11 protein-coding genes are annotated in these 13,146 nt (G+C 40.7%); 10 read left to right on the forward strand and 1 reads right to left on the reverse strand.

Features of this window, described 5'->3' with window-relative positions; genetic code table 11:
- The 4 genes from HCJ54_RS11290 to HCJ54_RS11305 form a co-directional block, all read left to right on the forward strand.
- The coding region (locus tag HCJ54_RS11290) for an immunoglobulin-like domain-containing protein (protein WP_187137702.1) at positions 1 to 1,554 on the forward strand (1,554 nt) is incomplete at its 5' end.
- Between the two features lie 43 nt (positions 1,555 to 1,597).
- Positions 1,598 to 2,239: a hypothetical protein gene (locus tag HCJ54_RS11295; protein WP_036066094.1), complete on the forward strand. Its 642-nt coding sequence runs from the start codon at positions 1,598 to 1,600 to the stop codon at positions 2,237 to 2,239.
- A 15-nt stretch (positions 2,240 to 2,254) separates the two neighbouring features.
- A complete protein-coding gene (locus tag HCJ54_RS11300; RefSeq protein WP_185411072.1) occupies positions 2,255 to 2,890 on the forward strand; it encodes a hypothetical protein in 636 nt (211 codons plus the stop codon).
- 302 nt (positions 2,891 to 3,192) lie between these two features.
- A complete protein-coding gene (locus HCJ54_RS11305) occupies positions 3,193 to 5,646 on the forward strand; it encodes a SpaA isopeptide-forming pilin-related protein (protein ID WP_187137703.1) in 2,454 nt (817 codons plus the stop codon).
- Between the two features lie 111 nt (positions 5,647 to 5,757).
- Here the strand turns inward: HCJ54_RS11305 and HCJ54_RS11310 are convergent, their stop codons facing one another.
- Positions 5,758 to 7,227, reverse strand: a complete 1,470-nt coding sequence (locus tag HCJ54_RS11310; RefSeq protein WP_187137704.1) for an AcpB/EbpR/MafR family transcriptional regulator — start codon at positions 7,225 to 7,227, stop codon at positions 5,758 to 5,760.
- A gap of 371 nt (positions 7,228 to 7,598) precedes the next feature.
- On the opposite strand from HCJ54_RS11310, the gene HCJ54_RS11315 reads away from it, so the two are divergent.
- The 6 genes from HCJ54_RS11315 to HCJ54_RS11340 are packed head-to-tail and all read left to right on the forward strand — an operon-like array spanning position 7,599 to position 13,136.
- Positions 7,599 to 8,732, forward strand: coding sequence for a glycosyltransferase (locus tag HCJ54_RS11315; protein WP_187137705.1), 1,134 nt, complete (start codon positions 7,599 to 7,601; stop codon positions 8,730 to 8,732).
- 20 nt (positions 8,733 to 8,752) lie between these two features.
- On the forward strand, positions 8,753 to 9,439 hold the full coding sequence (locus HCJ54_RS11320; RefSeq protein ID WP_187137706.1) for a YveK family protein: 687 nt from the start codon (positions 8,753 to 8,755) through the stop codon (positions 9,437 to 9,439).
- Positions 9,420 to 10,109, forward strand: coding sequence for a CpsD/CapB family tyrosine-protein kinase (locus tag HCJ54_RS11325; RefSeq protein WP_185526119.1), 690 nt, complete (start codon positions 9,420 to 9,422; stop codon positions 10,107 to 10,109). Before HCJ54_RS11320 ends, HCJ54_RS11325 begins: the two co-directional genes overlap by 20 nt.
- Before the next feature lie 18 nt (positions 10,110 to 10,127).
- Positions 10,128 to 11,516: an O-antigen ligase family protein gene (locus HCJ54_RS15635; protein WP_187137707.1), complete on the forward strand. Its 1,389-nt coding sequence runs from the start codon at positions 10,128 to 10,130 to the stop codon at positions 11,514 to 11,516.
- Positions 11,504 to 12,394: a hypothetical protein gene (locus HCJ54_RS11335; RefSeq protein WP_187137708.1), complete on the forward strand. Its 891-nt coding sequence runs from the start codon at positions 11,504 to 11,506 to the stop codon at positions 12,392 to 12,394. The genes HCJ54_RS15635 and HCJ54_RS11335 overlap by 13 nt, the downstream gene beginning before the upstream one ends.
- Positions 12,369 to 13,136, forward strand: coding sequence for a glycosyltransferase family 2 protein (locus HCJ54_RS11340; RefSeq protein ID WP_244966945.1), 768 nt, complete (start codon positions 12,369 to 12,371; stop codon positions 13,134 to 13,136). Before HCJ54_RS11335 ends, HCJ54_RS11340 begins: the two co-directional genes overlap by 26 nt.
- Positions 13,137 to 13,146: the final 10 nt, after the last annotated feature.

A 13,146-nucleotide genomic window follows, 5' to 3' on the forward strand; every position in this document is an offset into this window, starting at 1 on the left:
TCGGTGACGGACTCAGATGGTAACACCACGAAGAAGACGATCAAAGTGACGGTGACGTCGAATGAGAAGCCGGTAATCCATGCGGAAGACAAGACGATCAAAGCTGGCGCAACGTTCGATCCGATGGAAGGCGTGACGGCGGACGACGCAGAGGATGGAGACTTGACGGCGGACATCAAGATTGTGCGAAACGAAGTTAATCCGAATGTGCCGGGCGTCTATGAAGTGGAATACTCGGTGACGGACTCAGATGGCAACACCACGAAGAAGACGATCAAAGTGACGGTGACGTCGAATGAGAAACCAGTTATTAATGCGGAAGATAAAACCATCGAAGTTGGTGATACGTTTGATCCGAAGGCAGGTGTGACGGCACAAGACGCAGAAGATGGCGATATAACCAAAGACATCAAGATTCTCAAGAATGAGGTTAATCCGAACGTACCGGGTGTATATGAAGTGGAATATTCCGTTACAGATTCAGACGGCAACACCACGACGAAAATCATCAAGGTCACAGTGATTCAAAAGGAAGTATACCTTTTAACCGCGGATGAATACGAAATGTACGAAGACTACATTACGGGAACAAACTCTGCCAACATTGTAAAAGTACAGCTAGTTGTGGACGGCGTAGTTCAAAATACCACAGGAACAAGCGGTGAAAACTACACGATTTGGGCCGGTGAATTCATTACAGATCCGAATCAAAAAGTCGAGATTTACGGCCTTGATGCATCTGGCAAAGTAGTTGCTAAAACAGACGTAATCATCAAGAAAATTGAGACAATACTAACCGCAAATGACTATAATTTTGACAATCATGATGAGTATGTTTTTGGTAAACATTCACAAGATATCGTGAAAGTAAAAGTATTCGTGAATGGCCGAGATCGCATGACAGCATCAACGAACAATGCAGGTAGAGGAAAATATAAAATTTATGCGCGTCAGTACATTACTGATTTTGGTGACGAAGTTGTTATTAAGGGGTTGGACAGGAACGGCAAAGTAATCGCAGAGGCGAAAGTGAACATCGTGAAATCGAAGACAGAGCTAACGGCTAGCACATTTATTATGACGCTTGATGAAAGTATTACAGGAACGGCAAGTAGTGATGTAAAACAAGTCAAATTAAAAGTAAATGGCAAGATTGTCAATCAAATCAACACGAAAGACGGCGAATATTCTCTTTATGCGCAAGGTTTAATTACAAGTGAAAAAGATGTCGTGTCCGTTTGTGCCTACAACGAAGAAGGTGTACTCATTAAAGAAGTTCAAGTAGACGTTAAATACATCATGGATGGGACGGAACTAACCACAGAACCTTATCAAATTGGTGAAGAACTACTCACAGGGACTGCAACGGGTGGCGCGAATAAAGTGAATTTAGTCGTTAACGGTGAAACGGTGAACCATGCGTTCGTAAAAGACGGCAAATATTCCGTTTATGCACTTGGTTTTATCAAAAACAGTAGCGATAAAGTAGAAGTCGTTTCATTTTCAAAATTGGGGTTCGAACTTATGCGAACAACAGTAGACATTACAAAATAAATAAAAAGAAAGTCCGCTAGAGGGCTCAGGAAAGAGGAGACAGATGAAGAAGTATGTATTAGGATTAGGAACATTAGCGATGGTAGGATCATTATTTTTAACACACCCAGGGGAAGTTTCAGCACAAGAAAACCATGCTCCAAGAAGTGAAGTGGGAACGTATGGTATGAGCTTGCTCGCGAGCGGGGAGTTGGAGGGAAGAATGACTCCATACATTCAAGGTGTTCCAAAATCTGGTAATATAGCTCAGCACTACACAGCTAAGTCGACAGTAGCTATCGGCTTATTCGATAAATCAAACCTTGTTGTTAAATTACCAGATGAATTCAAGTATGTAGCATTGCAAGATGAGTTCAAACGAGCAATCAAAGGAAGCATCACTTACCCAACAGGAATGGGCGCGGCAACGCATGAGTATACGGCAGGAGATATTACGATTTATGCTGACCGTATTGTCTTAAAAAATCCGCGAGCAAGCTATATTTTTGGTGCTAAATTTACAGCAGACTTATCTATCGATTACGGTGCGATCTTGGACAAATATCCTAATATTCCAATCGATGAAAATCCTTCAGGTTACTCATTTGTAGCGGTTCTTACAGAAGATGCAATGATTGATTGCAACTTGATTGGTTCAAAAGAAGGTAGATGGATAAGTGAAGAAACAGCAGCGATTAGAAAATAAGGAGAGTGGAAAAGGATGGGCAAACGTCACGTTGTAGCGGCAGGCTTAGCAGCAATGCTCGGACTCGGCGCATTACAAGTAGATGGTATTGTAGCATCGGCACAAGCAGCAAACACAGGTAGTTCCACAGATGTAGTGCATATTTTGGCGGAGAGTTCCTTAGAAGGTTCACTTGCTAAATATATTCCCGGTGTGAATAATTCCGGTAAAGCGACACTGCATTACGAAGGGAAAAGCTTAGGTGTTGAGGATTTTGACAATGCCAATCTATTAATTAAAATGCCGAGCCAATTTAAGCATATCACCCTACACGATGAGTTTTTAGCTGCGGTTTCAGGTGAAATTTCCACGCCATACGGTACGAAAAAAATAACACCCAATGATTTAAAAATCTATTCAGACCGTATTGTCGTTTCGTTTCCGCAGTCTTTCTTTACGACGCAAGGCAAGTACAGAGCAGATATTGTGCTTGATTTTGGTAAAATTTTAAAAAAATACCCGAACATCCAGATTGATGGTGCAGCTTCTGGCTATCAGTTCTCCAGTACGTTAGTTTTTGCTTCATCACTATGGGATATTATTGAAGATCCCATTTTCGGTTCGCTATCAGGTGATTACACAACAAACGAAATAGAAGCCGTTGTTAAGTAATAATTTATAGGTCAGGAGGGAGTTGATAAGATGATTTGGTATGTATTAAATCTGTCTTATTGGCTCTCATTATGGAACAATAAGTGAGTGAAGAACAATGAATCTAGGAAATTTTATACTTTATGGTGTAAAGGTTTATAGAAAAATTGGTTACCTAGATACTTTGGAAATATCATTTAAATATGAAAATAGAGTTAGTAGCGTTCATATAGTTGATTTGCTAAACTATTTACCAGTTCTAGCGTAAGCTGAATTTTTCGATTAAGCCGGGGCACCCTTTACTAAGGAGCGGTAAATACAAGATGAAAAGATTAATTAGTTTAATGACAGTGTTAGTTCTGTTTGGAAGTATGTTACTTCCAGGAGTTGTAGGACAAGCAAGCGTGGATCAAGGAAATTTTGATATTGCGCTTAAGGCGTATGAAGACCCGATCATCAGTAACGGTCAGGTCAATTTGAAAGTGACGCTTAGTGCGGATGCGAATACGATTGCAGATGAGAATGGTCTCGTCAAAGTAACCATTCCTCGAGAGATTTTCTCGTCAGGAGACCTTTCTAACATTCATTCGGACGCTTTTATATTTGATCATATGGAAAACCCAGCAACAGATGATCCTGATAGTATTGCGGTTTTTGTAAAGCCTGATTCTAGCTATAACGAAGGTGCTGCATGGTCTGCTTCTTTTCAATTAGCATTTCAAGCACCGTTATTGCGACCAGGAACGGAAATAAAACCAGAACAAACATTTAATGTCGCGTATAATGGAAAGTCAGACTCGCAGACGTTGCGTGTGAAAGTCGAAGAAGGTGGAAATCCTGCACCCTTTGAGAAATGGTGGAAGTCTGCTGTTGACTCGAATGGGATTGGTATTTTGGAAGAAGATGATTCCAAATATAATATATTTCATTTAGCGGTGAATGCAGATCGTAGTTTTGAGTTAGGCGATGTGACGATAACTGATCAGATTCCTGATGGTTTATCGGTGGAGCAAGACCCGGTCGAGACGCCAAATATTGAAGCAACCGATGCTACAACTGTGAAGGGCATCCGTATTGTGGAAGTAGCGGCAGATGGTTCGCGGAAGTATGTCACGAGCCAGTATCGTGATGCTATTTTCTTTGATGAGACAACGCAACGACTGGAAGTGAATTTTAAAAATTTAACGAAGACAGATAGTTTCTTGATTGAATATCGTGTGAACATGGAGACCAATAAAGAGGTTTACAAAAACACAGCAACGATGACGAGTACAGACGTTGGTGAAGTTTCAGACAGCGTATTGGTACGCCCAGATAGCAATACAAACTTCAATAAAGCATTGACAAAGTCAGTGAATAAGGAGTTATTAATTGGTGATGACACGACGCTTGCATATACGCTGACGCTAAGATCGATTATAGGAACGATCAAAGCAGGGCAGGTATTTACGGACACCTTGGATAGTCGCCTGAAATACAGCAAGATGATATCAGGCATGGAATTATTTGATGTGAGACAAGAAGGGCAGACGCTTATCTTTACCGCCAAAAAAGATATGGAATTAGGTACCAAGGGTGAGGTCGTGTTTGAAGTAGATGCGTCTGGTGTGGCTGTAGGCGACACAGTGACAAATAAAAGTGAGATCGAACTAGATAATGAGCAGTATGATTCGAATACGGTCGCGACCAAACGGGTCAGCAATGCCATTTTGATTCAAAAAGTAGATCAAGATGATGCGAATAAGTTGTTGGCTGGGGCAACATTCCAACTGCTAAATAAGGACGGAGAAGTTGTTCGTGAAGGCGTAACGGACGCGTCTGGGCAACTGATTTTTAAAGATGTAGTTCCGGGAGCGTATGAAGCAGTTGAAACCGCGGCGCCAGAAGGCTATATACTGGATAAGACACCGATTCCAGTTGTGGTTGAAGCAGATAATGAAGATACCATTTCATTAGTCGTCAAAAATAAGCGCAATAATACTGGCGTTATTCAAGTCGAAAAACGTGATGCTGAGTCCAAAGAAAAACTCGCTAACGCGAAATTCACCCTCACGTCGGAAAACGGTGTACAATCTGGGACAACAGATGCAACGGGCAACTTACGTTTTGAGCATTTAACTCCTGGTGAGTATACGTTAGAAGAAGTAGAAGCACCAGAAGGCTATGTCATAGATAACGCGAAACGAGTGATCCAAATTGTTAGCGGAGAGGAAAAAACGATCACCGTTACTTTTGAAAATAGTCGAATGAAAGGCTCTGTCGTGCTAACTAAAAAAGATAGCAAAACAAAAGAAGCTCTAGAAGGTGTGGAATTCCAACTACTAGATAAGCAAGGTCACGTGGTTGAAGATCACCTAGTTACCGATGAAAAAGGACAGATATTAGTCGGTGATTTGGACTGGGGAGAGTATATGTTCAAAGAAATCAAGGCACAAGAGGGTTATCGTATAGACGAAGACGAGCTTGCCTTTGAAGTTAACCAAGAAAATGTTGCCCAAATGATTGAGTTGACCAAATATAATGAACGAATAGAGCCGAATATACCGGAGGAACCAATCACACCATTAGAACCGAGTGTACCGGAAGAACCAAGTAAGCCAGAAAAACCGAGTATACCGAAAGAGCCAAATACACCAGGAGGAACAAATACATCAGAAAAGCCGAGTAAACAGCCAGCGTTACCGACAACAGGAGATAGCGGTATGCAATGGTTTATGATGATAGGAATTATTCTATCAACCTTTGGAATGCGAGCCTATTTACAAACTAGAAAATAAGCCGAGTTTGGGAGATAGCCAAAATAAAGCAAAAATCGTCTTACCCAATATAATGGGCGAGGCGATTTTTGCTTTATTTATAGTTTCTTCGCAGACTTGGCTGGCCTTGTTTTATTTATTAGAAGTACTGGTGATTTTGTCATAGCAGTTGTGTAAGTTTTTAATATCCAGTGGTGTTGGGAACATCGAGATGCAGACGACCATTGGAGAATTTTTGAAAGAAAGTCCAGGGATGTTTGTGACGATAACGTCATAAATAGAAGCTTTTTTCTTGAAGGCGGAGAGGGTGAATTCTTCGGTGATAGAAAGGTTGAATTTATTGCTAAATCGGGCGTGAAGTTCATCGCGGATAAGTGCCATATGCTCGATATCCGTGTCTAAAAGAATGCCAACATCAATGCTAGGAGTCCTTGTTTGTAGATGTATGGCAAGATTGCGCCAATGTGTGAGTAACATATAGGCAAGCGAATCTAATTTATTAGTAGTGTATTTGGAATTCTTGAAAACCTGTTTGATCGTCTCATTTAATGTATCTATAAAATAGGGATGTTGATTTGTGATTCGGTCGACTAGAGCGCGATGTGTATTGTATAGAATATAGCTCTCACTCTCAAGGTTAGTAGCAAGGACAGCGATATTATAAATATTAATGAGAATGTGTTCTTTATTCTCAATCGGAATCTCGAGCTTGGTGGCTAGGGCCTCAAGCAATTGTAAATTTCGCTCTGCCAGCACCCTGACAGAATCATCGTGAGCTATTAATTCTTCGAGGTGTTCATAGTTAAATGCGAACTTATTTTTAATAAACATACCGAATAAACTATAGGCGACTTCTTCAGTCAATTCAATTTTAAAAACAGATTTAAACAGTCCGGTTAACACTTTATTTTTGAGTAGTGAGGTGTCTACATCTGCTGGGAAATTAGCTTCAGTTGTTTGGATATGGCCATTCCTGACTCGTGTGAGAATGATCATGATCCAAAGTCTCAGTCGGTTTAATTCGCAAAAATCCATTCTTTGCTTATTGGCTTTTGCGACCCAAGTAAGGATTTTATCGAGTGCACCAACTTGTATTTTAGGAAAAGGGATGTCGGCGATTCCATACTTTTCTTCGATGAGATGAATCATCAGGCTACAAATTTCGGATTCATCGCCCACCAATATGAGTGGCTGGGAGTTGACTTTGATTTTCTTTTTTTTCAGCACTTTATTTAAATGAGAGATGGTTCTGCGGAGTGTAGAACTACTGATAAATAGTTTTTCGGATAGCGAGTCAATAGAATGATTTTCATTAAAGAAAATTTCTTCGATAAGTGAAAATTCAGTACTGTCTTTCAGGATCGAGGCATATATATGATCAATATTGTAGTTCATCGGGATGTATAGATAAAACCCGTTTTTAGAGGATAGGATCTCAATTGGTGCGGCATAGCTGTTAATTTGCTCGATGTCTTTGCGTAAGGTTCGGCTATTAAAACCTAGCGTATAACTTATCTTATCTAATGTCATGTTTTTATTTTCATGGAGTAAGTTGATGATTTTGAGTTGGCGCAAGTGCTGTTTGGATAGGCAGTTTTTCATTCAAATGTTCCTCCTTTTTCTATATGAAGAATGCTAAAGACAATGATGTACTTATGTTAGTTAGCTGTGACTTGAAATGATTTACAGATACGTAATGTATAGTATCTTACTACATGTTTTCCAAAAAATACAGAGTGAGGTTCCTGTTTTGGAATATGTATAGACTTATTAAGCACTGTGATTAACCTATTTGCAGATGCTGATCAAGTCTTTTATCAAAAACTGCATTTCGGCCTTCTTTTTTTGAACAGATTGAGATTCTAGATTATATTACACTAACTCATGTAAGATTTATTCCCCATTTTTGGTACGAAAAATCTATAGAATTCGAGTGTGTAGCACGTCGTAATTATGAAAGAGGAAGGATAATCATGAATGTAGAAAATGTGTTTTTATGCAGCAGTGTCCATCATTGGAATGGAACCAGATTATACCATAAAACGGCCAAATCTTTAGCATATAATAATTTTAAAGTAGAGTTAATAGCGATTGAGCAAGGTGGAAATACAGATGCGCTTGCCAATATACAGTTACAAACGTTGCCTAAGAAAAATAGATATTTGAGACCACTTAATTGGTGGACGGTTTATAAGATGGCAGCAAATTCGAAAGCGGACTACTTTCATTTCAATGATCCGGAGTTGTTATTTGTCGCTATGTTGCTGCGTCGGCGAAAAAAAGATGCGATTTTTATTTTTGACATGTATGAAAATTTTCCAAAAGCGATTCAATCGAAGCCATGGATTTGGCAAAGAGCTAGAATGCCACTTTCTAAACTCATCAGAAATTTGGAGAGGCGTCTTTTAACGCGCATGGATGCTGTTATTTTTGCGGAGAGTTCTTATAAAGTAGATTATCCTTTTCTTGATTGTCCGCAGATTGATACCTATAATTTTCCGACATACCAGCCGGCACAAGGAGCAACGGAGGGAGATTTGAAAAAATTGGTATACGTTGGTGACATCACAGAAGCTCGTGGATTGATGGAAATGCTTCATTTGGCGAATTACTTAAAACAACACTGGAATGATCCATTCGAATTGGTGCTCATTGGAAATATGTCGGAGGGGTTATCGGCGAAAATGGCGCAATTCATCCATCTTAATCAGTTAGAGGAACAGGTTATCTGGAAAGGTTTGATTCCATATGACATGATGTGGCAGGAATTGCATACAGCGGATATTGGTTTGTGCTTGCTTCATCCGTTGCCTAATTATCTAAATTCACTCGCAACGAAGTTATATGAATACATGGCAGCCAATACGGCGGTGCTTGCTTCTGATTTCCCTGATTGGCAAGCGTTGATAAATGAGACGAATGCAGGCGTTTGTGTGAACCCGCTAAATCCTGAGGAGGTTGGGAAAGCAACGTTACGATTATTAGAGAATCCGCGTGAAGTGAGACAGATGGGCCAAAACGGACGTTATTATTTTGAGCATAAGTATAATTGGGGCCATGAGGAGAAGAAACTTATTCAACTGTACCAGGACATAGGGAAAAAATAAATAAGGAAAGGTGCTTTTTCATGCACACATTAAGTTTTAAAGATATTTGGAGCGTTGCTAAAAAGAATATTCTGTGGATTATTGCCATTCCATTCGCATTATTATTGGCTGTTTTTGTTTTGTACTCCTATTTTATACCGAAGCAATATACGTCGGACGTTCAGCTTTTTGTCACGGTAAATGCCAATGGGGCGGCTTCACAAACCTATGAATCGTTATTGATGACGCAAGGTTTGACAGACACTTACGCGAAGCTGATCCAAAGTCCCAAAGTAATGAGAAATGTCGCAAAAGAAACGAAGTCGAAGGAAGCCATTGACACTATTCGGAACAAAACAACGGTGAATGTGGACGAAAAATCATTGGTTTACAGCATTAGCTATAAGTCCGGAAATCCGAAAGAAAGCGCGCTAGTGGTGAATACGATTGCCAAATATGCGTCGGAGGAACTAAAAGCTTTGGTGAAGGGAACAAAGGTTACAACGATCATGTCTGGTGAGCTTGGAGTTGCGATTTCAAATGTCAGTAAGTATATTATCGCGTTTATTATTGGGGTTATTTTAAGTATTAGTTTCCTCATTATAGCAATACTTCTTGACACAATCGTGACGAAAGAAGAGCAGCTAAGTGAAATGGGAGTCGATGTGCTTGGTGATATTCCGCATGTTAGGGAAGGAGGAAAAGGACATGAGACGACTAAAAAGTAATGAGCAGAATGGGCTGGAATGGGACAAGTTACCGGTGACGGAAGTACGATCTGTCTTTTTTGAAAAGTTGAATTCGATTCAGTCGAGCATTCAGTTTTCCAATAATAAGGCGCAAGTTATTACAGTGACCTCGGCGCATAAAGGAGAAGGAAAGACGTTTACATCGATGAATTTGGCGGCGGTTTATGCGATGCAGGGCAAGCGGGTATTGATTATTGATGCGGATATGCACAATCCTCGGCTTAGTAAGTCATTTCAGCAAACCAATAAGCAGGGATTTAGTTCGGTGTTAGCAGGTGCTGTTCCCTATCAGGAAGTGCTTCAAACGACGGGGATCGAGAATCTTTCTTTTCTACCTGTTGGGCCATTGCCACCAGCACCCACGAAATTACTGAATTCGGTTCATTTTCAAACTTTTGTGGAGGATGTGCGTGCGGAATACGATTTGATTTTATTTGATACCCCACCGATTTTACTGATTTCGGATTCGCGAACCATTGGTGCTGCAAGTGATGGCGTGATTTTGGTTATTAAGGCGGCGAATACGAAAAAAGCCGATATTATGCGCGCGATTCAATTGATTGAGTCAAGACATGAGAAGTTTTTGGGCGCTATTTATAACGATAAAAAGTTAAGCAAACGAGAGATGTCAACGTATAGCTATTATTAGAAGAGAAGAGCGTGGACTGTGGTTAAGTATTGGAAAATGATTGTTTTTATTGTGATGCTTGGTTTAGGTATCGCCGCGGCAATGTTGAATAGTATAGGAATTTTGATGGCGGTTTGTATCATGCTGATCCCGCTAATATTCTTACTTGATTTGGAAAAAATAGAGTACATGTTATGGATTGGTATTGTGATTACCTCCTTCTTTGGCTCGTATTTAGGGCTTTCAGGTAACAGTAGTATCTTCTTGTTTCGGATTTTATTGTTGCTGCATGTGCCGCTGTTTCTATGGAGCGTTTCACGAAACCGGCTGGGATATAGCAAAATCGAGAAGGTTATTGTGATTTTAATCGTGCTTTGGCTTTTTGGTAATGTGGCTTCGATGCTTTGGGCAAGTTATATTAGCGCGACGTTTCGCTATTTGTATTTTGTTTTTGAAGCGGGATATTTGATGATGATTACGTTATACCATGTTCGTTCGAAAAAGGACTTAGCAATCGTGACCTATTTTATTAGTGCCGTCTATGGTTTTTGTTTGGTCATTGGCATGATTGAGGTTTTGACGGGTTGGCATATGAGTTTATCTGGAAATGTATTGGAATATACGCAAGAACGGCATAAATATCGGCCGGCGGGATTGCAATACAATTACAATGATTTTGGAGCATTTTTAGTGATGTTTTTGCCGCTAGTTGTGTGGGGAATTCATACGTGGCGCTGGCGCGGGAAGTACTTGTTCATCGCTGCGGTAATTGGAATAAGCGGGTTTCTAGTCATTAATACGTTTTCGCGTGTGTCGATGATTATGCTTATTGTCGAGGTTGTGCTGTTACTAGTTCTTTGGTTCCGCGTGTGGGGCGTGATTGCTTCGGTTGTCGGTTTGCTCGTGGTTGTATCGATCAACGTGTTACAGCTTGGAGCCGCAAATAGTAGTCTGTTCACGGATGTTATTTCGGCTTTTACGGAAAAAGGAAATTCGACAAGTGAGCGGATGATGATGTATCAGAAAACGATGCAGATTATCAGTGATTCGCATTTCTTAGGTATTGGTGTTGGTAATGTGCCCATTGCGCTGAATAATTCGATTATGGGGCATGGAACACTTAGCAATGCATATCGGGCACCGCATAACTTTATCTTGGAGTCGGTAGGTAATATTGGTTTATGGTCGTCCTTTTTATTCGCGGTCGTGGTGATTGCCCTGATTTTGAGTGTGAAATACCTGTGGGTGCATATGAAAAATGGCTTTTTCGCTGTTATTCCTGTTTTGGTTGTGGCTGAATTTTTAAGTGCATCGGTGGGTATTAGTACGATTATCGAGATTCGGTTTTTATGGATTGCGTTAGGATTGGTGCTAGCGATTGTATGTAATCAAGCTTTTTGGAGGAGGGACGGTAAATGGGAATTCTAATTGGAGCATTTGTGTTAGGTGTGGTTTGCTATGGTGTGATTGCGTTATACAGTCGGTTTTATCAATCACGCCGGATCGAGATTTTACGGCAAATGCTGATGGCAAAGCAGACGTATGCGAATGGTATTACGGAAAATAAAATTGTGATCGCAGGCGGTAGTGAGGTTCTATACAGCTTTGATACGGATTTTTTGAGTGAACATCTAGGGACTCCAGCGGTTAACTTAGGTTCTAATATTGGTTTTGGCGCAGCATTTATTATGGATCGAGCCAAAGAGTGTTTGAGAAGTGGTGACACACTCGTATTGTCTCTGGCATATGGTTTGTACGCCCGGCCAATGTATGATGTTTTTGCGTATGAGTACTTCCGGATGTATGACCGCGAGCAGCTTCGTCGGTTCTCTTGGAAAGAGCGGGCCTATTACATGATGAAAAACGTTGTATTAAATAGGCGTTTTGAGGAGAAGTTTTTTGATATGAGTCCGTCGGGGTTTTATCGGAATGTGATGGGGAGCGAGCTTCCGCCGCATAAAAATGTGCCGTTGCAGTTTGCGGATTTCGCAGAGGGTGAGGTCACGGCGTATTTGTTGGCTTTGAAAAAGTATTGTGAGTTTCATGACATTAAACTGTACATTACATATCCTGATACCGTGTATTTTGCAGCGTACGAGACGGAGCCGTTTTTTGAGCATCTGGAAGGGTTTTTAAAGCAGAATTTTAGTGTGATTGGTAACGCTAGTTCGTATATGTATGATTCGGAATATTTTTATAACTCTGTGTATCATGTGAATAAAAATGGGCAACAGAAGCGAACGAATGATTTATTGAAAGCGTTGAGGAAGGAGCAAGGCATTGGAAACAAAGCGGTGGAAGGATGATTTAGTCAGTGTGATTATGCCTTGTTATAACGCGGAAGTACATCTCCAAGAAGCGATTGACAGTGTATTACAGCAAACTTACGAGGATTGGGAGCTGATTATCATTGATGATGGTTCCAAGGATGGAAGTCGCGAAATTATTGATAAAAATGTCAGGCGTGATGGCAGGATTTTGGCAATGGCATCTCTAGGAAATGAAGGTGCTGCGATGGCGAGAAACCGGGGTTTGGAAGCGGCACGTGGACAATATATTGCTTTTTTAGATAGTGATGATTTTTGGGATAGAGGCAAGCTTAGTATGCAAGTTTCGTATATGGCAGAGCGGAGTGTCGGCTTTACGTTTACGGCGTATCAGAGTGTGGATGAATCGGGCAACATGAGGAAAGTTATTCGAGTGCCAGAGACGATTACCTATCATGCATTACTGCGAAATACGATTATCGGTTGTCTCACGGTGCTACTCGATCGGCATGTTATTGGTGATGTAAGGATGCCAAAACTAAAATCGAGACAAGATACGGCAACATGGTTAGGCATTTTGAAACAAGGGCATGTCGCGCACGGCATTCCAGTGACGTCTGCCTTTTATCGGAGTACTTCAGGATCGTTATCAAGTAATAAATGGAAAATGATACGCGCCAATTGGCGAATGTACCGAGAAGCAATGAGCCTACCGGTATGGTATGCGACTTACTGCATGATTGGCTACATGATGAACGCGACGAAAAAGCGAATTTTTTAGGAAAGGGTGT

Source organism: Listeria grandensis (assembly GCF_014322885.1).
In the GTDB taxonomy this organism is placed as follows: domain Bacteria; phylum Bacillota; class Bacilli; order Lactobacillales; family Listeriaceae; genus Listeria_A; species Listeria_A grandensis.